Raw genomic sequence first — 22,314 nt, 5'->3', positions numbered from 1 at the left:
ACCGGAGAACCTCCCATGGCAGACCGACAGGCCACCGGCTACACCCTCCTGTTCGCGACCGCGATCTGCATCGTGTGCGGGATCCTCGTGTCCTCCTTCGCCGTCAGCCTGGAGGATCTCCAGGACGAGAACATCGCCCTCGACAAACAGAAGCGGGTGCTGGAGGCCGTGGGCAAGCTCCAGCCCGGCGAGGCGATCGAGGAGGCGCAGGTCGCCGAGCGCTTCGCGCCGATCGAACCGGTGCTCATCGTGCTCGCAACGGGCGAGGCGGTGGACGGCGACACGGCGATCTTCGACCAGCAGCGACGCGCCCGGGATCCCGCGACCAGCATGGAAGCCCCCGACAACCTGGCGAAGGTCAAGCGTGTTCCCGATCGGGCGCTGCTCTACGAGGTGCGCGGCGACGGCGGCGAGCTCGAGATGGTCGTGCTGCCGATCGAGGGTCTCGGACTCTGGGGCACGCTCTACGGCTTCCTGGCGCTCGACGCGGACACGACGACCGTGCGCGGCATCACCTACTACCAGCACAAGGAGACGCCGGGCCTCGGCGGCGAGGTCGACAATCCGACCTGGAAGGACAAGTGGCCCGGACGCAAGGCCTTCGATGACGAAGGTGAGGTCCGTCTGGCGGTGATGAAGGGACCGGCCAAGAGCGTTGCGGAGGATCCGCACCGCGTGGACGGCCTGGCCGGCGCGACGATCACCAGCAACGGGGTAACGAACATGCTCGACTTCTGGCTCGGCGAGAACGGCTTCGAGCCCTACCTCAACCGGATCCGCGCGGAGGCCAACTGATGGCTGTGAAGAAGAGCGAAGCGGCGCTCGACCCCCTCTTCAACAACAATCCGATCGCGCTCCAGGTGCTCGGCATCTGCTCGGCGCTGGCGGTGACCACGAAGATGGAGACGTCGGTCGTCATGTGCGCGGCCGTCATCTGCGTGCTCACGCTCTCCAACCTGACGATCAGCCTGCTCCGGCATCAGATCCCGAACAGCATCCGGATCATCGTCCAGTTGACCGTCATTGCCTCCCTGGTCATCGTCACCGACCAGATCCTCAAGGCCTACGTGTTCGAGATCAGCAAGCAGCTCTCGGTGTTCGTCGGGCTGATCATCACGAACTGCATCATCATGGGCCGGGCCGAGGCGTTCGCGATGCAGAACCCGCCGTCCCTGGCCATCCTCGACGGCATCGGCAACGGCATCGGCTACAGCGCGATCCTGATGATCACCGCGGTGCTGAGGGAGCTCTTCGGCTCCGGGAAGCTCTACGGCTACTCCGTTCTGCCCACGGTCTCGGAGGGCGGCTGGTACCTGCCGAACGGCCTGATGCTGCTGTCTCCCGCCGCCTTCTTCATCATCGGCGGATTGATTTGGGCGTTGCGCGTGTACAAACCAGCCCAGGTCGAGATGGACGGCTAGGGGGTCCGGGACGATGTTCGAGGAGTACCTGAACCTGGCCGTGAAGGCCATCTTCGTCGAGAACATGGCCCTGACCTTCTTCCTGGGCATGTGCTCCTTCCTGGCGGTGTCGAAGAAGGTGGAGACAGCCGTTGGCCTGGGCTTCGCGGTGATCTTCGTGCTGACCGTCACCGTGCCGGCCAACAACCTGATCCAGACCCACCTGCTGAACGAAGGGGCGCTGACCTGGATCAGCCCCGAGTTCGCCGGCGTCGACCTGACCTTCCTGAACCTGCTCTGCTTCATCGGCACGATCGCGGCGATGGTCCAGCTCGTGGAGATGACGACCGACCGCTTCTTCCCGGCGCTGCACGCCACGCTGGGAATCTTCCTGCCCCTGATCGCGGTGAACTGCGCCATCCTGGGCGGCTCCCTGTTCATGGTCGAGCGGGACTACGACTTCGGCGAAAGCGTCGTCTTCGGCCTCGGTTCCGGCATCGGCTGGTTCCTGGCGATCGTCGCGCTGGCGTCGATCCGTGAACGCCTGCGCTACAGCAACGTGCCCCACGGCCTGCGCGGCCTCGGCATGACCTTCGTCATCACCGGGCTGATGGCCTTCGGCTTCATGGCCTTCGGGGGCATCCAGCTATGACGCGCGGCACCGGACTGATGGCCTTCGGCTTGACACCCTTCGGAGGCATCCAGCTATGACGCGCGGCACCGGGCTGATGGCCTTCGGCTCGATGCCCTTCGGAGGCATCGAGCTGTGATCACCGTCGTCCTCGGAGTGACGATGTTCACCGTCGTCATCCTCGCCCTGGTCACGGTCCTGATGCAGGCCAAGGCCCGGCTCGTCGCCGGCGGCGAGGTCTCGATCCTGATCAACGACGAGAAGACCCTCGCAGCCTCCACCGGCGGCACCCTGCTCGGCACCCTGGCCGAGCACCAGATCTTCATTCCCTCGGCCTGCGGCGGCCAGGGCACGTGCGGCGTCTGCACCGTCGACGTCTTCGAGGGCGGCGGCGCCATGCTGCCGACCGAGAAGACGCACATCAGCCGCCGGGAGGCCCGCGACGGCTGCCGGCTGAGCTGTCAGGTCAAGATCAAGGAGGACATGAAGATCGGTATCCCGGCCGAGGTCTTCGGGGTCAAGAAGTGGCAGTGCAAGGTCCGCTCGAACGAGAACGTCGCCACCTTCATCAAGGAGCTCGTGCTTGAACTTCCCGAGGGCGAGGAGGTCCCCTTTCGCGCCGGCGGCTACATCCAGATCGAGTGCCCGCCGCACGTCGTGAACTACAGCGACTTCACGGTGGAGGACGAGTACCACGAGGACTGGGACCGCTTCAAGCTCTGGAACCTCGTGTCCAAGGTGGACGAGACGGTGATCCGCGCCTACTCGATGGCGAACTATCCCGAGGAGAAGGGCGTCATCATGCTGAACGTCCGCGTGGCGACGCCGCCGCCGCGCGAGATGGACCTGCCCCCCGGCCAGATGTCCTCCTACATCTTCAACCTGAAGCCCGGCGACGACGTGACGATCGCAGGCCCCTTCGGCGAGTTCTTCGCCAAGGACACGGACGCCGAGATGGTGTTCGTCGGCGGCGGCGCCGGCATGGCGCCGATGCGCTCCCACATCTTCGACCAGTTCCGACGCATCCACACGGACCGCAAGGTCTCCTTCTGGTACGGCGCCCGCTCCTACCGCGAGGCCTTCTACACCGACCACTTCGACAGGATCGCGGAGGAGAACCCGAACTTCACCTGGCACCTCGCCCTCTCCGACCCGCTCGAGGAAGACCACTGGGACGGCTACACCGGCTTCATCCACCAGGTCCTCTACGACAACTACCTGAAGGACCACCCCGCCCCGGAGGACTGCGAGTACTACCTCTGCGGCCCGCCCCTGATGCTCCAGGCCTGCATGAAGATGCTCGACGACCTCGGAGTCGAGCCCGAGAACATCGCCTTCGACGACTTCGGTTAGGAACGCGCAAGTGCGCGCGGCCGGGCTGAGGGCGTCGGCAGCAGGGCTGGTTCGGTGGTCCTGTCGGGGACGGATGTGGATGCAGGTGCTGGCGTTTGTCGGCCTGGTCCCCGGCTGTGCACCGGTACCTGAAGAAGTCCTGCTCCAGGGACCCACGATGGGGACCTACTACCGGGTTCGCCTTGTCGCGGGGGCTGGCGCTCGCGAGGCGATCCGGGGCCTCGTCGAGGAGCGGCTGGATGCGGTGGACCGGACGATGTCGACGTACCGCGACGACTCCGAGATCTCTCGCTTCAACCAGCTTGCGGCCGGCGAGTCTCTGGTGTTCTCGGAGGAAACCTGGGCGGTGCTGGAACTCGCCTGGCGGGTGCGGGAAGACAGCGGCGGAGCGTTCGATCCGACCGTTGGGCCACTGGTCGACGCCTGGGGCTTCGGTGCGCCCGGACGCGGCGCGGAGCCGACGCCGCCACCGGACAGGCGTCTGGCTGAGTTGCGTCAGGCCGTCGGCGCGATCGAGTTGATCTCCGAGGGCCGAAGAGCGTTGAAGCTCGAAGACGGAGCGGCCGTCGACCTGTCCGCCGTCGCCAAGGGCTGGGCCGTCGATCGCGTGTCGCAGGCCCTGCTCAGGGCCGGCTACACAGATCACCTCGTCGAGGTCGGTGGCGAGATCCGCACGGCCGGACACAGCCCTGCCGGCGACGCGTGGCGCATCGCGATCGAACGGCCGCCTGTTCGCGCGACCGATTCGCCGAGCGCAGCAATAGCCTCACCGGAGGACGCCGCCGGGCCCGGCCTGCAGAAGGTCCTGCCCTTCACCGACGGATCCCTCGCAACCTCCGGCGACTACCGCAACTACTGGGAACGCGACGGCGTCCGGTACTCCCACACGATAGATCCGCGCACCGGCCGACCAGTTGAACACGCCCTCGCTTCGGCCAGCGTGTTCCACACGAGCTGCGCCCTCGCCGACGCCTATGCCACTGCCTTGATGGTCCTGGGCCCCGAGGACGGCCTGGCGTGGGCGGACGAGAACGACATTGCGGCCCTGCTCCTGATCTACCGCGGGGATTCTCTCGCGGTACTTCCGAGCCTGGCTTTCCGCGACCGGTTCGGACCGGCGGTTGGTACGCCGGGAGACCGTTAGACTCATCGAGCCATGGCGATCCTGTTTCTCACGATCACCGTCATCGCCGTTTCGGTGGTCCTCATGTCGGTCGGCGTGTTGATCAGTGGCCGCTGCCTGCGGGGTTCCTGTGGAGGGCCGGATGTGCTCGGGCCCGACGGTGAGCCGCTGAGTTGCTCCAACTGCCCGCTACGCCGTGCGCGGGAGGAAACCTGATCGTCACCGAGGGCGTGGCCGAGCGCCCGATCCAGATCACTCACCACGGCGAATCGCAGCCGTTTTCCCGCGGGTTGCTCGCCCGCAGCCTGTACGCGGCCGGGCTCGACTTCGACCGGGCCTACCGTCGGGTGGAGCAACTGCAGAGACAGTTGCAGCACGAGGGCACGACCAGCCTCGAGAAGCGTCGTCTCGCCCGGCGGATCGCCGAGCTCCTCGAGTCGGAAGAGGGTGCCGATACCGCCGGTCGCTACCGGCTGATCCGGCGCTTGCGGAGGCTCCCGAAGCCGCTGATCCTCTACATCGGCGGCGCCGGAGGCACCGGCAAGTCGACGCTGGCGCTCGACCTGGCGCCACAACTCCGTATCTACCGGATCAACGCCACCGACACCGTGCGTCAGGTGATGCGGATGGTCTTCGCGCCGGCGATCCTGCCGGCGCTCCATGTCTCGAGCTACGAAACGCCGGCGGACCCCTCGGGCGAGTACGGAGCGGGCACCGCCAACCCCCAGGTAGCGACCCTGGGAGAACAGGCCGCGAGGGTATGCGTTGGCGTCCGGGCCGTGGTCGAACGGGCGATCGCCGAGAACCTGAGCCTGGTCGTCGAAGGCGTCCACCTGCTGCCTGGCATGGTGCCATTCAGCGACCTCGAAGGGGAGGCCTACCAGTTCTTCACGATGCTCTCGACGCCGGATGAGGAGATCCACCGCAGCCACTTTCTGGCGCGCGAGTCGTTCGCCGGCCGGAGGCCGCACCGGCAGCTCGATCACTTCCGGGTCATCCGCGGACAACAGCGGCACCTGCTGCGCCTGGCGAAGGAGGCAGGCGTTCCCGTCCTCGACACGACGGATCGCGAGGAATTGCTTCCGACCGCCATCGCCCTGCTCGGCCAAAGCCTCTCCCAGCGCCTGCCGTGGCTCACCCAGGCATCGGCGGAGTCTCTCAGCGAGAGACGCACTCCCGCTCTCCTGCTGGTGATCGACGGGCTCCCCGACCGGCCCCTGCGCTCGCTCGGCGCGCGGACCCCACTCGAGGCGGCGCGGACGCCCACGCTCGACCGGTTGGCCCGGGAAGGCGCCTGTGGTCTGGCCGACCCGATCGCGCCCGACGTGGTTCCAGATACCGCGTCGGGAAACCTCGCCCTCTTCGCGCAATCGCCGCGGGTGATGACGCGGGGGCCGATCGAAGCGCTCGGCGCCGGCCTCAAGCTCAAGACGGGGACGATCGCCGTCCGCGGCAACTTCGCCACCCTGGACGAGCGTGGCTTCGTCGTCGACCGCCGCGCCGGCCGCATCCGCGAGGGCGCCAAGAAACTGGCCAAGGCGATCGACCGCCTGGATCTGCCCGCCTCGGAACGGGTCAAGGTCCGCGTACGGGCGACGACCGAGCATCGGCTCGCGATCACCCTGCGCGGAGAGGGGCTGACGTCGGCCATCGAGGGGTCCGACCCCGGCGACGGCGCGCCGTCGGGACGTCCGCTGGTCCCGAGGCCGCTCGATCCGAACGACGACAGCGCCGAGCACACGGCCCGCGTCCTGGCCCTGTTCGAGCAGGAAGCGCGGCGCGTGCTGGAGCGCCACCCGGTGAACGAGGAGCGGCGGCAAGGCGGCGACCTCCCCGCCAACGCCGTCCTGACCCGGGGAGTGGGCCGGGTCCACCGGTTGCTGCCGCTCGAGCCGGGCGGCCTGCCGCTCAACGCGGCCTGCATCGGCGGCGATCGGACCGTGATGGGCATCGCCTCGGCGCTCGGCGCTTCGGTGATCCGCCGCCGGGGCATGACGGCGAACGTGGACACGGACCTCTCGCTCAAGTTCGACTGCGCCCTGAAGGCGCTTGAGGAGCACGACCTGGTGATGGTCCACGTCAAGGGCGCCGACATCGCCGCCCACGATCGGCGTCCCGACTTGAAGGTCGCCTTCCTGGAACGCCTCGACCGCGAACTCGCGACCCTGCTCGACCGCCTGAAGCAACCCGTCCGGGTCGCGGTGACGGCCGATCACGCCACTCTCTCCGAACTGGGCGCCCACGGCGCCGATCCGGTGCCCGTGCTGATCTGGGGCGACGGAATCGCGCCGGACGACGTGACCAGCTACGGCGAGCGCGCCGCCGGAACCGGCAGGTTGAACCGGTTCCCGCTCCAGCTCCTGATCGAGCGCATCTTCGAGCAGTACGGTCCGGAAGCGGCCTGAGTGGCGAAGAAGATCGAGCGCCCGGTCCAGCGCCGCGCGGATCTGGCGGGCGGCCGCGGTTTCGCCTGCGTGGCGCTCGACCGGCCAGCCGATCCCGTCAACGTCGGCCACGTCCTGCGGGCGGCACTCTGCTTCGAAGCCCGCATGATCCTCCTGGGCCAGCCGTCCGAGGACATCGACATCCGGCGGCTGCCGACCGATCCTACGCGCGCGTACCGGCACGTCCCGGTGATTGAGGTGGACGATCTGCTCGAAGCGGCTCCGCGGGATACGGCCGTGGTCGCGGTCGAGATCGTCCCGGACGCGATCGCGCTTCCCGACTTCGTTCACCCGGAGCGGGCCTGCTACGTGTTCGGACCCGAGAGCGGTTCGGTTTCCGAGCGCATCCTGAAGCGGAGCGACCACCGCCTTCGCGTTCCCACCGCGGTCTCGCTGAACCTCGGCATGACGGTCGGCGTCGTGCTCTACGACCGCTGCGCCGACCGCTGGCGCCGGAACCGCCGGGAGCAGAGCGACTGAGTCAACTCTCCCCCGGCGACCTCGCCGGCTCGGCAAAGAGCGACAGCAGGGGAAGCCCGAGCCGCTCGCGCACCAGGCGGCGCACCAGGCGCTGACGAAGCTCCGGCAGTCTCGCCTCGTCCACCCGTCCCGCCGTTCGTCGCAGGGCTTCCTCGGCCCCCGCGAGGACGGCCTCGCGGTCCGCCGGCGCGAGGCCGTCGAACGCCCCCGCGACCAGCTCGAGATCGAGTTCGGCCAACCGGGCTTCGACCTCGGGGGCCGTACCGCCGACCTTCATCAACCTGCTCCGCCAGTGTTCGACATCGGCCAGGATCGGCGGCAGAGCGGACGCAAGCGCTCCAAGCCGCACCGGCACGTCGATCGCCGATGGTTGCCGCCGCACCGGCGGCGCGGCTCCCAGTTCCCGATACTCGGTCCACGCCTTCTCCACCGCCGGTCGGCAGTAGCGCAGGCTGCTCACGTTCCTCTGCTTCGACTCCGGCGAGGCCGCCTGCCGTTCAGCGCGCCGCTCGAAGACTCGCCGGATGCTCTCGAGCACGAGATGAAGCGGGACGCCCTGCTGCCGCCAGCCGTCCGCCAGGCGCCAGTCGGCCGGACTCAGGAGCAGGGGCGCTCCCCGCAGCCGGATGAACTCCTCCTCGATCGTCTCGAAGTAGTCGCGGTCCCCGCTGTCGGGATCCGCTCCGGACGTCACGCCTCGATGACCTCGCCGGAGGCGATCGTGCGCAGGCCGGCGGAGGTCCGCAACCGAAAGCGTCCACCGTCATCGAAGCCCGCGAACCGGCCCGAGACCGTCTCGCCGCCGATCCGGCAGCTCACTTCGTCGCCCTCGCGATGGACGGTGCAGCGACGGTAGGCATCCAGCGTGTACTCCACGTCTCCCGCGCGACCCAGCTCGGCTTCCAGCGACGCGGCGAGCCGCGCGGCGACGGCCGCCCGTGAAGGCCGATTCCCGGTTTCGAGCGCGATCGACGTCGCGACTGGCGTCGGCAGTTCCCCTGCATCACCGAAGTCGTAGTTCACGCCGAAACCGATCAGGGCCACCGTCTCGCCGCCGTTGCCGACCACCGTCTCGATCAGGATGCCGGCGATCTTGCGGCCGTCGACGAGCACGTCGTTCGGCCACTTGAGGCCCGCCCGGCCGTCGACGAAGCCGGTCAACGCACGGCACACGCCGATGCCGGCCAGAAGCGGCAACGCCCCGAGCTGACTCTCCAGAGAGCCCGCCCCCGCGATCGGCAGCGGCTGCAGCCAGGTGCAGTAGAGACCGCGTCCCGCGGTGCTGACCCAGGAGCGGCCCTGTCGACCCCGGCCCGCCGTCTGTTCGAACGCCACGATCAGGGCGGCCGGCGGCGTCGACTCCTCTTCGAAGAACCGCTCGGCCAGTGCCTTGACGAAGCGGTTCGTTGAGTCGACCCTGTCGATCAGCACGAGGTTGCCCGGCAGGCGCGGCCTCCAGGCCAGCAGCTCCCCGGTGAACTGGTCGAATGCCTCGGAGCGGTCCGCCATAGGGGCGCGAAGGCTAGCGCAGACGCGGCTCCGACTCCTAGCCGCCGAGCGCCTCCGCCATCCGTTGGCGACGTTCCTCCAGTTCGGCGAGCCGGGCGCGGTTGCCCTCGACCACGTGGGCCGGTGCCTTCTCGAGAAACCCGGCGTTCGAGAGACGGCCCCGGGCGCCGGCGATCTCGGCGTCGATCTTCTGCAGGTCCCTGGCGAGCTTCGCGCGCTCGGACTCGCTCATCTCGGGCGCCTCGACCTCGAACGCGAGGTTCACGCCTCCGACGCGGTCCCGGACCGACCCGGCCGGCCCCCGGCCCGCGGTCACCTGGGCGACACCGGCCACGGCGCCCAGCAGGGACGCCTGCTCCACGACGAAGGCGATCAGCTCCCGGTCGCCGTCCTCCACGAAGACCGTCATCTTCGCGGCCCCGGCGAGGTTCCGCTCGCGCCGCAGACTCCGGGCCGCCTGGACCACGGCGATCACGGCGTCCATGCCCCGCTCGACCTCGTCCGAGACCAACTCGTCGTCGCTCAGCGGGTAGGCCTGAAGCGCGATGCTCTCCGGTGCCCCGGAGCCGGCAGCCGAGGCGCGCGGCAGGCGCTGCCAGAGCTCCTCGGTCAGGTGCGGCATCACCGGATGCAGCAGCCGCAGGCTCGCTTCGAGCGTGAACAGAACGGTCTCGGCGGCCCGCGGCCGCGGCGACCTTCCCGACAGGGCCGGCTTCGCAAACTCGATGTACCAGTCGCAGAGCTCATGCCAGAAGAAGTGGTAGAGCGCGTTGCAGGCACGGTCGAAGCGAAACTCCTCCAGGGCCCCGTTGACCGCGGCCGCCGTGGCCGACAGACGGGAGAGGATCCACTGTTCGGCGGCCGCCAGCTCGTCGCCGCGCAGTTCGGCGGCCGACTCCGGCGTGGTCGCTCCTTCGGTGCGCGCCAGCGCGAACCGGACTGCGTTCCAGATCTTGTTGCCGAAGGCGCGATAGCCGGCCATGCGCTCGAGGTCGAGCGGAATGTCGCGCCCAGGCACGTCGAGAACCGCCAGGGTGAAGCGCATCGCGTCGGCCCCGTACTCCTCGATCAGGTCCATCGGGTCGACCGTGTTGCCCTTGGTCTTCGACATCTTCTCGCCGTCGGCGTCCCGAACCAGCCCGGTCAGGTGAACCGCCCGGAAGGGCACGTCGCCGTAGAGGTGCTGCGACAGCATGACCATGCGCGCCACCCAGAAGAACAGGATGTCGAAGCCCGTGATCAGGACCTCGGTCGGGTACCAGGTGCGGAGGTCGGGAGCCTCCTCGTCCGGCCAGCCCAGCGTGGAGATTGGCCACAGGCCGGACGAGAACCAGGTGTCCAGCACGTCCGGGTCCCGGGTCAGCTCGGCGGTGCCCGCCTGTTCCTCGGCGGCGGCTCTGTCCATCGCCACGTAGCAGGCGCCATCCGCGTCGTACCAGGCCGGAATGCGGTGTCCCCACCAGAGCTGGCGCGAGATAACCCACGGTCGGATGTTCCTGAGCCAGTGCTCCCAGGTCCGGTCCCACGAGGAGGGAACCAGACGGATGTCGCCGCTCTCGACCGCCGCCAGGGCCTCCTTCGCCATGCCGGAGACGTCCGCGAACCACTGCGGCGACAGCATCGGCTCGACCGGCTCGCCGCTCCGTTGGGAATGGCCGACGCTGTGGACGTGGGGCTCGACCTTGACCAGCCGCCCTTCCGCCTCCAGCCGTTCGACGACGCGGCGCCGCGCCTCGAAGCGATCCAGGCCTTCGAAATCGGATCCCGCCTCCGCGGTCATCCGACCGTCGAAGTCGATCACGCGCACGCCGGGCAGCTCGTGGCGGCGGCCGATCTCGTAGTCGTTCGGATCGTGGAACGGCGTCACCTTGACCAGTCCCGTGCCGAACTCGGGATCGACGTGCTCGTCGGCGACCAACCGGAGGCGGCGGCCGAGAAGGGGCAGCCTGGCCGTGCGACCGGTGAGGTGGCGGTAGCGCTCGTCGTCCGGGTGAAAGGCGACGGCGGTATCCCCGAGCATCGTCTCGGGCCGCGTGGTGGCCACGACCAGCGCCTCCTCGGCCGCGGAGCTTTCCGCGAGCGGCTCCAGGGGGTAGGCGAGGTGGTAGAGGCGACCCTCAACCTCGCGGTTCTCCACCTCGAGGTCGGAAACCGCCGTCCTCAGCACCGGCGACCAGTTGACCATGTGCTCGCCGCGGTAGATCAGGCCCTCTTCGTGGAGGCGCACGAAGGCTGTGCGCACCGCGCGCGCCAGGCCGTCGTCAAGCGTAAACCGCTCACGGGACCAGTCGCAGGAAGCACCCAGACGCTGCAACTGGCCGCGGATGTTCGCGTGGTACTCGTGCTTCCACTGCCAGACCCGCTCGACGAACTTCTCCCTTCCGAGTTCGGTCCGGCCGGAGCCCCGCTCTTCCAGGTGCCGCTCGACCATGAGCTGGGTGGCGATGCCGGCGTGATCCGTTCCGGGCAGCCACAGCGCGTTGTCGCCTCGCATCCGCCGCCAGCGCGTGACCAGATCCTGCAGGGTGCTCTGCAGGGCATGCCCCATGTGCAGCTTGCCGGTGACGTTCGGCGGCGGTATCAGGATGCAGTAGGGCTTCGGCCCCTCGCCTTCCGGGTCGGCAGGACAGCGGTACAGGTCCTGTTCGTCCCACCACGCCTGCCATTTGCCTTCGTAGGAGGCAGGTTCGAAGCGCTTCTCCATCTCAGGGGGTCTGCGCTTGCGCGTTGGCGGAGGGCCCGCCGCCCGCCATCAGCTACCGGCCCCGCCGGCCGGCCCCGCGGCCGCCAGCCGGCGGTTCAGGTACTCGACGATCGTGGCCGTGCTGGAGCCAGGCGGAAAGACCTCGTCCACGCCGGCGGCCTTGAGCTCCGCGATGTCCGCGTCGGGAACGATGCCCCCGGCAAAGACGAGCACGTCGTCGGCCCCGGCGACGTGCAGACCCTCCACCACCTCCGGCAGCAGGGTGTTGTGGGCTCCGGAGAGGATCGACAGACCGACGGCCCGCACGTCTTCCTGCACGGCCGCGGCGACGATCTGCTCCGGCGTCTTCCGAAGACCGGTGTAGATCACCTCGAATCCCGCGTCGCGCAGCGCGCGCGCGACCACCTTGGCGCCACGGTCGTGGCCGTCCAGCCCGGGCTTGGCGACGAGGATCCGGTGCGGAGCCAGGGCTCCAGGCCGCTCGGCGATCAAGGCGCCGCCTCCCGGCGGAGCCCGTACTGCTCCATCTTCTTGTACAGGTTGCTCCTCGGCGTCCCGATGGCCTTCGCGGTACGGGTCACGTTCCAGCCGTGCTCCTCGAGCTTCTTCGCCAGGTACATTCGTTCCGAACTTTCCCTGAATTCGCGCAGGGTGGGAAGCGCGAGAATAGCCTCCGAGAGGCCACCACGCACGGAACCCGCAAGACTGAGGACGGCTGCCCGGTCGATCCTGTCGCCCGGGCTCAGGATCAGCACGCGCTCGAGCAGGTTCTTCAGTTCCCGGACGTTGCCGCGCCACGGCATCGCCTGTAACTGCCGTATAGCACCCGTGGTCAGGCTCTTCTGACGGTAGTTGTTCTCGATCGCAAAGAGCTCGATGAAGTGCTCCACCAGCAACGGAAGATCCTCAAGCCGCTCGCGAAGCGGCGGCGCGTGTACGGGCACGACGTTCAGACGGTAGAAGAGATCCTCGCGAAAGCGTCCGGCCTCGATCTCCGCCGGAAGATCGCGGTGTGTCGCGGCCACGACCCGGACATCGACCGTCGTCGCCATCCTGGCGCCCACCGGTTCGATCTCGCCGCTCTGGAGGGCGCGCAGCACCTTCGCCTGGGTCCGCGCGGACATGTCGCCGATTTCGTCCAGAAAGATCGTACCGCCGTCGGCGGCCGTGAACTTCCCCACCTGGCGGCGCACGGCGCCGGTAAAGGCGCCCTTCTCGTGACCGAAGAGCTCGGACTCGATCAACTCGTCCGGAATGGCAGCGCAGTTGACCTGGACCAGGGGCATTTCGCTGCGCTGGCTGCCGGCGTGAAGCGCGCGGGCGACGAGTTCCTTGCCAACTCCGCTCTCGCCCGTGATCAGCACGGTGGCCGGAGTCGGTGCGGCGCGCTCGATCGTGGCCCGGAGTTCCTGCATCGCCGGGGACTCTCCGACCAGCTCGGAGGGAGCCCGCCTGAGTTCCCGGTTCTCGTCCCGGAGCCGTTGCCGTTCAACGGCGTTGCGAAGCGCCAGTAGAACCCGGTCGCGCTCCAGCGGCTTTTCCAGGAAGTCGTACGCGCCCAGGCGTGTCGCCTCGACGGCCGCGGCGATGTCGCCGTGGCCGCTGATCATGACCACCGGCATGTCGTGGCCCCGCTCCCGCAAGCCCGACAGCGTCGACAGACCGTCCATCTCGGGCATCTTGATGTCGAGCAGGACGGCGGCCGGGGGCCTCGTCATCACTCGCCTCAGCGCTTCCCGGCCGTTCGCCGCCTCGTCGACGCGGTAGCGCTCGAACTCGAGGATCATCCGGAGTGACGCCCGAATCGACTCCTCGTCGTCGACCACGAGCACCCGCGGGCCTGTGGGCCGCGTCAAGGGAAGAACCTCCGCGGAAACGTCAGGGTACTTCGATCACCGAGAAGAAGCGCTGGCCGCCCGGAAGAAGCGCTTCGACGCGGACGAGATCGCCGGACTCGAGGTCGGCCGCCGCCTCCTCCAGATCGCCGAGACTCTCGATCGCGGCGTCGTTGATACCGACGATCACCAGCCCTTCCTGGAAGCCCTTTTCCGCGAACACGCTGCGAGCGGAGACGCCGGATACGAAGACGCCGCGCTGGCCGCGGTCCAACTGGGCGCGCTCGCGCAGGGTCCGCGTCAGCGGCCGGAGTTCCAGGCCGAGCCAGTCCATGCTCTCCTCGCGAGGCGGCGCGGCCGGCGTCGGTTCCTCCTGCTCCGCGATGAGGGACGGCCGCTCCTCGAGCTTGACGTCGAGTCGGATGCGTTCGGAGTCGCGCAGCACCTGCAATCGAACGTCGCGACCCGGCGGCAGCGCGGCCACGTAGTCGATCAGGTCGCGCGTCCCTTCCACTTCATGCTCGTCAACACCGAGGATGACGTCGCCGGCCTCGACTCCCGCCTTCGCCGCCGGAGTGTCCGATTGAACGTTCGAGACGAACGCACCATCCGGCCCCTCCAGCCCGTAGTAGCGGGCCTCGATGTGCTCCAGGTCGCGAATGTTGACGCCCAGATAACCTCGCCGGACCCGGCCTGTGTCCCGTAGCTGGGGAAGCACGCCTTCGAGCACGTCCACGGGCACCGCGAAGCCGATGTTCTCGGCGAACGCCTTGCCGGTCGCGATCCCGACCACCTCCCCGGCGGTGTTGACCAGGGGACCGCCGGAGTTCCCCAGGTTGATCGCGGCGTCGGTCTGGATGTAGTTGGCGAAGTCACGCCGGTTGTTCTCGATCGCGATCGAACGTCCCATGGCACTCACGACGCCCACGGTCACCGACGCCTCGAAGTTCAGCGGGTTGCCGACCGCCATGACCCAGTCGCCTACCCGGAGTGCGTCCGAGTCACCGAGCGGCAGGTGCGGGAGGTCCTCCCCGGCGTCGATCTTGAGCAGCGCCAGATCCGTCTCGCGGTCCCGGCCCTTGACTTCGGCGGCGTAGTCGCGGCCGTCCATGCCGACCTGGATCCTCTCCGCCCGCTCGACCACGTGGTTGTTCGTCACGATCCAGCCGTCGGCGGAGATCAGGAAGCCGCTCCCGGCACCGGGGAAGCGCTGCTCCTCCTGCTCCGGTTGCGGCTGTCCCGGAACGCGCCGGAAGAAGTCCTGGAAGCCCCGGAGCTCCGGCGCCTCCTCGATCCGCACGACCTTGACCGTCACGACCGCCGGCAAAACCGCCTCCGCCAGATCGGCGAAGCTGTCGATCGCGGTCCTCGCGTGGCGCTCGACCCGTCTCGCCTGCTCGTCCCGCGCATCCTTCTCCGCTGCCACGGCTGGCAGGGCCGTTTCCTCGGCGCGCGTCGGTTCGGTGAGATTCAGCCCGCCGGCGATGATCATGCCGAACACCAGGGCGCCGGCGACCATCAGGGCCGTAAAGAGGATCTGCTTCTTCGTGTTCATCGTTCGCAAGTTCCAGTTCAGGTAGGGACGCAGGTGCCGCGACGCGGCGGCGCCTGAAGCATACAACCGTAGAGCGCCGGGCTCTCCGACGCCTCGCCACCAGAGCGTGCAAGTCGCCTGCCAACGCGTGCGGCCGCCACCATGCTGCCGACTTCCCGGCACAAGGTCCGTTCCGTTTCGCGGCACTCCGCCGGCGGAGTCACGCCGGCCATCAAAGGCGCGCCATTCTGGCGCGAGGACCCCGAGAACGGCTTGCCGGGCCGATCCGGCCGTTGTATAGTTCCCGTCCGACCGCCGGCGCTTCTCCTCCGGAGAGCGAAACGCCGAATACCGGCTGTCGGCTGCTGAGAGTGGGTGTTCGGCCCGCTCTTTTTTGTTCTAAGAGATCACGAATTCCAGCAAAGAACCGACTCTGCCGCCACATGACCTCTCTCGAGCCTGTTCGCGAGTTCCGGGCGCCGGCCCGGCAGGCGACTGCCGGGTCATCGCACGGGGCGCGACGCGACGTGGGCAACCCAATCCACACCGACCTTCTCCGCCGGCTCGAACGCCTGGCCGCGAGCCACGGCTGCGAGCTGCTGGAGGCGGCGTTTCGGGGCGACCGCCTGCGCCTGGTGGTCGACCATCGTGAAGGCGTCACGCACGAACTTTGTGCCAACGTGTCCAGGGAGGCCTCCGTGCTCCTCGACGCAGAGGACTTCGGGCCGGCCGCGGGCTACGTGCTCGAGGTCAGTTCCCCCGGTCTCGATCGGGAGTTCTACGGTGTCCGCGACTACGAGCGGTTCAGCGGGAGCCGCGTCCGGGTGACGTTCACCGACGCCGGAACCACCCGCCGGCGCACGGTGCGGGGAGCGCTTCTGGGTCTGAGTCCGGACGACCCGGGCATCGCACTCATCCGCGAGGACGACAGCGGCGACACGCTGCGCCTCACCATCGACAGCATCCACAAGGCCAGACTTCTGGTCGAACTCTGACGCCGGGGATCCGCAAATGGCTCAGACACACACTCCCGAAGTGAACATCAACGAGGTTCTACGGCAGGTCGCGCACGAGAAGGACATCGACCTGGACAAGTGGATCGTTGCCCTGGAGGACGCGGTCGCATCGGCGGCCAAGAAGCAGCACCACATCAAGGAACCCGTCCGCTCCTACATGGACCGGGAGACCGGCCAGTTCAGCGCCTTCAGCTATCGAACAGTGGTCGACGAGGTCGAGGACCCCTTCGCCGAGTGGACCCTGGACGAAGCTCGCGAGCACAAGGAGGACGCCGAGCTGGGCGAGGAGATCGAGTTCCCCATTTCGACCGAGGGCCTGGGCCGGATCGCGGCCCAGTCGGCCAAGCAGGTGCTCTACCAGCGCATCCGCGAAGCGGAGCGCGAGAAGATCTTCAACGAGTTCGAGCACCGTGTCGGCGAGGTCGTCAACGGCACCGTCCGGCGGTTCGAGCGAGGCGACATCATCGTCGACCTGGGCCGGACCGAGGCGATCGTTCCCCGGAGCGAGCAGTCGCGTCACGAGCGCTACAGCCAGGGCGAGCGCATCCGCGGCGTGATCGTCGAGGTCCACAAGCAACCCAAGGGACCGCAGGTCGTCATGTCCCGAACCGATCCCCGTCTCCTGGTCAAGCTGTTCGAGATGGAGGTGCCGGAGATCTACGACGGCACCGTGGTCATCAAGACCGCTGTCCGCGCCCCGGGCGAACGCGCGAAGGTGGCTGTACTCAGCCGCGAGCGGGACGTCGATCCGGTCGGCGCCTGCGTCGGCATGAAGGGCTCTCGCGTGCAGTCGATCATTCGCGAACTCCGAGGCGAGAAGATCGACATCATCGAGTTCTCGGAGGACCAGGTGACGTTCGCGCAGAGCGCTCTGGCGCCCGCCCGAATCACTCGCGTCTCGGTTACCCACGAGGGCGCAACGCCGCACCTCGACGTGATCGTCGAGGACGAACAACTCTCCCTGGCGATCGGCAAACGGGGTCAGAACGTGCGCCTCGCCAGCGAGTTGATCGGAGCGCGCATCGACATCAAGAGCGAGTCGGACGTCAAGGACGAGGTCGCGGACGCGCTGGCCAAGATGCTGAACGTCGACATCGGCGGAGACAGGCTCGACCTCACCGAGATCGACGGGGTCGACGAGAACGTGGCCGCGGCGCTTGAAGGAGCCGGCTTCGGCGATCTCGAAGCCCTGCAGGGTGCCGGCGCGGAGGCTCTCGGGATGGTGCCCGGGGTCGATGAAACGGTGGCCGCTTCGATCGTCGAGTGGGCTACGGCACAGGCCTCGCCCGAGGACGCCGTCGCGGCATCGGAGAGCGAAGGCCCCGCGATGGACGAAGAGGACTTCATGGCGGCGCTCACCCGCGTGTTCGAGGAAGAGTCCGGCGCCGCCGGGGACGAAACCGCGCCAGAGGTGCAGGCCGACAGCGACAAGACGGGGAACGGCGGAACCTAGGGGCGCGCCGGGTCAAGACGAGCGAGTCAATAGAGACGAGTCGATAGAGACTTGGGGGGAACCGAGGACTTCATGGGCAAAATCCGGCTGCAGGATCTGGCCAAGCGGATGAACGTGGCCGAACAGGACTTGCTGTTCAAGTTCCGTTCGATCGGTGTGCGCGTCGAGGGTGAAGACGCGATGATCGACACGGACATCATCAAGGCCCTGCTCGAGGGCAAGAAGATCGCCGGTCCGCAGCGCGAGGTCATCCTCCGCGACCGCGCGGCTCCGCCGGCGGCGCCCCGGCGGCGTCCCATCTCGAGCCTCCGGCCACCGGCCGGTCCAATGCGTCCGAACCGCCGCCGTTCGATCGTCCACAAGCAGACGATCCGCACCCTGACGCCCACCGAATCAAAGCCGAAACCGCCTACTCCGGAGGAAATCGCTGCGAAGGAGATCGCCGCGGAGGAAGCAGCCGCGGCGGCGCGGGCGCCCGCCCAGCCCGCGGAAGCGCCCCCCGCAACAGCGGCTCCGCCCGGAACCCCGAAGTCCGATCCCGCCTCCACTGCGGCAGTGGAGACGGTACAGCCGCCGCCTGCCGCGGCGACGCCACCCGCGATCGAGGCCCGCGCCCGACCGGAGCCCACGCCACCCCAGGTCGACCTGCGCACCCGCCGCGAGCGCCAGGAAGACCGGCAAAAGGCCGCCGAAGTCGCAATCGAGGACCCCGGCCAGCGGGGCACGATCACGATCTCGGAGGGGCTGCAGGTCCGCGACCTGGCCGAGAAGATGGGCGTCAAGGCGAAGGACCTGCTGAAGATGCTGTTCGACCGGGGCCTGATGGCGACCGTGAACCATCTCCTGGAGCCGGAACTCGCGGTAGAACTGGCGGAACAGATGGGCTTCGAAGCCCTGATCGTCTCGTTCGAGGAGGAGATCCAGCTCGAGCAGGAAGAAGAACTGGAAGCCAGCCGTGCCGAGGCGGATGGACCGACCCGGGTCGAACGTCCACCGATCGTCACGATCATGGGCCACGTCGATCACGGAAAGACCTCACTGCTTGACGCGATCCGCAAGTCCCGGCTCACCGAGGGCGAGTTCGGCGGCATCACCCAGCACATCGCGGCCTACCAGGTTGCGCACAACGGCGGCCGGATCACGTTCCTGGATACGCCCGGTCACGAGGCGTTCACCCAACTCCGGGCCCGCGGCGCGAAGGTCACTGACATCGTCATTCTCGTCGTCGCCGCGGACGACGGCGTGATGCCGCAGACTCTCGAAGCGCTCGACCACGCCCGGGCCGCGGCCGCGCCGATCCTGGTCGCCATCAACAAGATCGACCGGCCGAACGCCAACGTGGACCGGGTCAAGCAGCAACTGGCGGATCGCGACCTCGTGGTGGAGGACTGGGGCGGCGACGTGATCGCCGTCCCCGTCTCCGCGATCAAGGGGGACGGGATCGACGACCTGCTCGAGATGATCAATCTCACGGCCGAGGTCGCCGAGCTCCGTTCCAGCCCGGAACTGCAGGGTCAGGGAGTGGTGATCGAAGCGAGCAAGGAGACCGGTCGCGGCTCGGTCGCCACGGTGCTCGTCCAGGACGGCACGCTGCACGTCGGCGACGTCTTCGTCTGTGGTTCGACGTGGGGTCGCGTACGGTCGCTGATGAACGATCTGGGCAAGCGCGTGACCGACGCGCCTCCCTCCACGCCGGTGGAGGTCTCGGGGTTCAACGAGCTGCCGGAAGCCGGCGACCCCTTCCAGGCGACGGCTCAGGAGGCGCGGGCGCGGTCCATCGCCGAGTTCCGCAGTGAGGAGAAGCGGCGCATGGACCTGGCGCCGGCCACCGGCGGCGTCTCCCTCGAGAGCCTGTTCGCGAGCCTGAAGGAGGGCGAGGTCAAGGAACTGCCCGTCATCCTGAAGGCGGACGTGCAGGGCTCGGTCGAGGTGCTGCGTGAGACCCTGCAGAAACTCTCCACCGACAAGGTCAAGGTTCGGGTGATCCGCTCCGCCGTCGGCGCCGTGACCACCCACGATGTCCTTCTGGCTTCCGCCTCCGGCGCGATCATCTATGGCTTCAACGTTCGACCCGAACGCAGCGCGACGGAGCTCGCCGCCAAGGAAGAGGTCGACGTGCGGCTGCACACGGTCATCTACGAACTGACGGACGAGTTGATCGCAGCGATGACCGGACTGCTCGAACCCACCTACCGGGAAGTGTCCCGCGGACGCGCCGAGGTGCGCGAGATCTTCAAGGTGCCGAAGGTCGGCATGATCGCCGGCTGCCACGTGATCAACGGCGTCATTGCACGCAACTCCCAGATCCGTCTGGTCCGGGACAGCGTCGTCGTTCACGAGGGTCGGATCGGCTCGCTGCGCCGCTTCAAGGACGACACGGCGGAAGTGCGAAGCGGCTTCGACTGCGGCATCGGCATCGACCGCTACCAGGACGTCAAGCCCGGCGACCTTATCGAGGCCTTCGACCACGAAGCCGTCGAGCCGACGCTCTAGAACCCGGTGGCATCCGTATCCCAGGCCCGCGCACGCGACCTGCTGCGCCGGGAGTTGACGGACATACTGCGCCGGGAGGTGCATGATCCCCGGGCGGCGCTCGCGAGCGTCGCCGATCTCACGCTCAGCGCCGACCGCTCCCACGCGCAGGTCCGGCTTTCCGTGCTCGGCGACGACCAGGAACGCCAGGCCGCGATCCGGGCGGTCCGGCGGGCGGCCGGCTTCATCCGCGGCCGCCTGGGTCGCCGGCTGCGCCTCCGGCGGACCCCGGAACTCCATTTCGAACTCTACCGCGGTGCTGAGCACGCCGAGCGCATCGACCAACTCCTGAGCGAACTGTGAACTCGGCGGGCGGCACCGGCGGCACCGTCCCCTCCGACCTGCTCGAGGCTTTCCGCTCCGGCGGGCGCTTCCTGCTCTCAAGCCACGCCCACCCGGACGGCGACGCGATCGGCTCCGAGGTGGCGCTCGCCCGCCTCCTGCGCGGCTCGGGTCGTTCCGCCACGATCTGGAACGCGGATCCGGCCCCAGACACCTACTCCGAAGTCACGGCGGACGTGCCGATCCATGTCGGCCGGACACCGCCGGCCGGTTTCCCGAACGAGTTCGACTTCGCCGTGCCGCTCGAGTGTCCGCGACTCGACCGTACCGACCTGGAGGACGCCCTGAGACTCCTGCCGATCCTGAACATCGACCACCACCTGGGTAACGAGCTCTACGGTCGGGCCAACTGGGTCGACACCGACGCGCCGGCCGTGGCCGAAATGGTTCTGCGCCTGGCGCAGGAGCTCGATCTCGAGATCGACGAAAGGACGGCCACGGCGCTGTATCTCGGCCTGTCGACCGACACCGGCAGTTTCCGCTTCTCGAACGCGACGCCTCGCGCCTTCGAGGCCGCGGCCGAACTCGTGCGTCACGGCGCACGGCCAGAGCGCGTCGCGGGCTGGGTCTACGAGTCCCAGTCGCCCGGCGCCGTGCGGCTGCTGGCGGAGATGCTCGGCACGCTGGAGCTCCACTGCGACGAGCGAGTCGCCAGTGTGCGCCTGGAACTGTCGATGTTCGAACGAGCCGGCGCCGGCCAGACGGACTCCGAAGGCCTGATCGACCATCCGCGGTCGATTCGCGGCATCGAGGCCGTCGCACTCTTCCGCGAACGACCGGATGGGGACGTCAAGGTGTCGCTCAGAAGCCGCGGCCGGATCGACGTAGGCGCGATCGCGTCGCGGCGGAACGGCGGGGGCCACCGCAACGCCGCCGGCTGCCTGGTCGAGAGCCGCGAAGACGAGCAGGCCGTGATCGCCGAACTCGCCACCGCCGTGGAAGCGGCGACCGCGGACGACCGGAGCCAGTCCGGGAACGAGACGGCGGCGTGACCTCCAGTAGCGAACGCCACGGTCTGCTCCTCGTCGACAAGCAGCCCGGCGGCACGTCCCATGACGTCGTCCGCATCGCGCGGCGGGCGCTCGGTCAGCGCAAGATCGGGCACTGCGGCACCCTCGACCCCAACGCCACCGGCCTGCTCCTCCTGACCGCCGGTCGGGGCACGCGGCTTACCCGCTTTCTGATCCAGGCACCGAAGGTCTATGAGGGCGAGATCCAGCTCGGCACGGCCACCGACACCTACGACGCCGCCGGCAAAGTCACGTTCGAGGGCTCGACCGCCGACCTGACGGCGGACGATGTCGCCAGCGCGATGAAGGAGTTCGAAGGGTCGCTGCACCAGTTGCCGCCTCCCTACTCCGCCAAGAAGATCGGCGGTCGGAAGTACTACGAACTCGCGCGCCAGGGCCAGGACTTCGAGCGCCAGGGCAAAGACGTCGAGATCTACGAGTTCGCGCCAGCCGGCGCGTTCGGCGACCCCGGTCCGGACCGGATCGCATTCCGGTTGGGCTGCTCAACCGGCGCCTACGCCCGGTCGCTCGCCCACGACCTCGGCGAGCGCCTCGGCTGCGGCGGCCACCTGGCGACGCTCCGGCGGCTTCGGGTCGGCTCGTTCGAGGTCGAGGCGGCGGTGGACTCGGAGCGCCTCGAGGGCGTTGCCCGCGGCGCCGAGCCGCTGGACGTGGACGAACTGGGTTCCGCCTGGGTGCCGTTCGACGAGATCCCGCTGCCGTTCCCAACCGTCGCGATGGACGCCACCCAGGAACGGCGCATCACGCACGGCCAGACGGTGCTGGCGCCCGGCATCGATGCCGGCGAGGGAGACTGGGTCCAGCTCACGGACGGTCGTGGACGGTTCCTCGCCGTGGCGACGGTGGCCGAACGGATCGGCGACCGGGGCCTGGCGGTGGTTCAACCGAAGATCGTCTTCGGCTGAGGCCGCCGTGCTACACTCCGCG

General features: G+C 68.5%; 20 protein-coding genes. 14 read left to right on the top strand and 6 right to left on the bottom strand.

Annotated elements, in window-relative coordinates:
* Window positions 1-15 precede the first annotated feature (15 nt).
* From OXI49_08070 to OXI49_08035, 8 genes are all read left to right on the top strand, one after another.
* On the top strand, window positions 16-795 hold the full coding sequence (locus tag OXI49_08070; protein ID MDE2690459.1) for a Na(+)-translocating NADH-quinone reductase subunit C: 780 nt from the start codon (window positions 16-18) through the stop codon (window positions 793-795).
* Window positions 795-1,421, top strand: coding sequence for an NADH:ubiquinone reductase (Na(+)-transporting) subunit D (locus OXI49_08065; protein MDE2690458.1), 627 nt, complete (start codon window positions 795-797; stop codon window positions 1,419-1,421). Before OXI49_08070 ends, OXI49_08065 begins: the two co-directional genes overlap by 1 nt.
* A 13-nt stretch (window positions 1,422-1,434) precedes the next feature.
* Complete coding sequence (gene nqrE, locus OXI49_08060) at window positions 1,435-2,052, top strand: NADH:ubiquinone reductase (Na(+)-transporting) subunit E (protein ID MDE2690457.1); 618 nt, start codon at window positions 1,435-1,437, stop codon at window positions 2,050-2,052.
* 117 nt (window positions 2,053-2,169) lie between these two features.
* Window positions 2,170-3,384: an NADH:ubiquinone reductase (Na(+)-transporting) subunit F gene (gene nqrF, locus OXI49_08055; protein MDE2690456.1), complete on the top strand. Its 1,215-nt coding sequence runs from the start codon at window positions 2,170-2,172 to the stop codon at window positions 3,382-3,384.
* Between the two features lie 85 nt (window positions 3,385-3,469).
* Entirely contained in the window at window positions 3,470-4,528 is a 1,059-nt protein-coding gene (locus tag OXI49_08050) for an FAD:protein FMN transferase (protein ID MDE2690455.1), read from the top strand.
* Window positions 4,529-4,540: 12 nt separating this feature from the next.
* Entirely contained in the window at window positions 4,541-4,723 is a 183-nt protein-coding gene (locus OXI49_08045) for a hypothetical protein (GenBank protein ID MDE2690454.1), read from the top strand.
* A complete protein-coding gene (gene apgM / locus OXI49_08040) occupies window positions 4,681-6,912 on the top strand; it encodes a 2,3-bisphosphoglycerate-independent phosphoglycerate mutase (GenBank protein MDE2690453.1) in 2,232 nt (743 codons plus the stop codon). Before OXI49_08045 ends, apgM begins: the two co-directional genes overlap by 43 nt.
* On the top strand, window positions 6,913-7,431 hold the full coding sequence (locus tag OXI49_08035) for a TrmH family RNA methyltransferase (GenBank protein ID MDE2690452.1): 519 nt from the start codon (window positions 6,913-6,915) through the stop codon (window positions 7,429-7,431).
* Between the two features lies 1 nt (window position 7,432).
* Here the strand turns inward: OXI49_08035 and OXI49_08030 are convergent, their stop codons facing one another.
* Genes OXI49_08030 through OXI49_08005 form a run of 6 tightly spaced genes read right to left on the bottom strand, consistent with a single transcriptional unit; the run spans window position 7,433 to window position 15,034 of the window.
* Entirely contained in the window at window positions 7,433-8,125 is a 693-nt protein-coding gene (locus tag OXI49_08030; protein ID MDE2690451.1) for a hypothetical protein, read from the bottom strand.
* A complete protein-coding gene (locus OXI49_08025) occupies window positions 8,122-8,940 on the bottom strand; it encodes a biotin--[acetyl-CoA-carboxylase] ligase (protein ID MDE2690450.1) in 819 nt (272 codons plus the stop codon). Before OXI49_08025 ends, OXI49_08030 begins: the two co-directional genes overlap by 4 nt.
* 37 nt (window positions 8,941-8,977) lie before the next feature.
* A complete protein-coding gene (locus tag OXI49_08020; protein MDE2690449.1) occupies window positions 8,978-11,644 on the bottom strand; it encodes a valine--tRNA ligase in 2,667 nt (888 codons plus the stop codon).
* 48 nt (window positions 11,645-11,692) lie between these two features.
* Window positions 11,693-12,112, bottom strand: coding sequence for a cobalamin B12-binding domain-containing protein (locus OXI49_08015; protein MDE2690448.1), 420 nt, complete (start codon window positions 12,110-12,112; stop codon window positions 11,693-11,695).
* 20 nt (window positions 12,113-12,132) lie between these two features.
* Window positions 12,133-13,500, bottom strand: coding sequence for a sigma-54 dependent transcriptional regulator (locus OXI49_08010; protein MDE2690447.1), 1,368 nt, complete (start codon window positions 13,498-13,500; stop codon window positions 12,133-12,135).
* Between the two features lie 22 nt (window positions 13,501-13,522).
* Window positions 13,523-15,034: a trypsin-like peptidase domain-containing protein gene (locus tag OXI49_08005; protein MDE2690446.1), complete on the bottom strand. Its 1,512-nt coding sequence runs from the start codon at window positions 15,032-15,034 to the stop codon at window positions 13,523-13,525.
* A gap of 422 nt (window positions 15,035-15,456) precedes the next feature.
* On the opposite strand from OXI49_08005, the gene OXI49_08000 reads away from it, so the two are divergent.
* The 6 genes from OXI49_08000 to truB all read left to right on the top strand — a co-directional run bounded on the left by OXI49_08000 (window position 15,457) and on the right by truB (window position 22,292).
* Window positions 15,457-16,008, top strand: coding sequence for a ribosome maturation factor RimP (locus OXI49_08000; GenBank protein MDE2690445.1), 552 nt, complete (start codon window positions 15,457-15,459; stop codon window positions 16,006-16,008).
* 16 nt (window positions 16,009-16,024) lie between these two features.
* Window positions 16,025-17,482 carry a transcription termination factor NusA gene (gene nusA / locus OXI49_07995; protein MDE2690444.1) on the top strand — a complete coding sequence of 486 codons (1,458 nt, stop codon included), beginning with the start codon at window positions 16,025-16,027 and terminating at the stop codon, window positions 17,480-17,482.
* A gap of 72 nt (window positions 17,483-17,554) precedes the next feature.
* Window positions 17,555-19,975: a translation initiation factor IF-2 gene (infB, locus tag OXI49_07990; protein ID MDE2690443.1), complete on the top strand. Its 2,421-nt coding sequence runs from the start codon at window positions 17,555-17,557 to the stop codon at window positions 19,973-19,975.
* Window positions 19,976-19,981: 6 nt separating this feature from the next.
* Entirely contained in the window at window positions 19,982-20,317 is a 336-nt protein-coding gene (rbfA, locus tag OXI49_07985; protein MDE2690442.1) for a 30S ribosome-binding factor RbfA, read from the top strand.
* Complete coding sequence (locus tag OXI49_07980) at window positions 20,314-21,348, top strand: bifunctional oligoribonuclease/PAP phosphatase NrnA (protein MDE2690441.1); 1,035 nt, start codon at window positions 20,314-20,316, stop codon at window positions 21,346-21,348. Before rbfA ends, OXI49_07980 begins: the two co-directional genes overlap by 4 nt.
* Window positions 21,345-22,292: a tRNA pseudouridine(55) synthase TruB gene (gene truB / locus OXI49_07975; protein ID MDE2690440.1), complete on the top strand. Its 948-nt coding sequence runs from the start codon at window positions 21,345-21,347 to the stop codon at window positions 22,290-22,292. Before OXI49_07980 ends, truB begins: the two co-directional genes overlap by 4 nt.
* Window positions 22,293-22,314 lie beyond the last annotated feature (22 nt).

Source organism: Acidobacteriota bacterium, from assembly GCA_028875725.1.
Classification (GTDB): Bacteria; Acidobacteriota; Thermoanaerobaculia; order Multivoradales; family Multivoraceae; genus Multivorans.
This window is presented reverse-complemented; position numbering and strand designations above follow the sequence as displayed.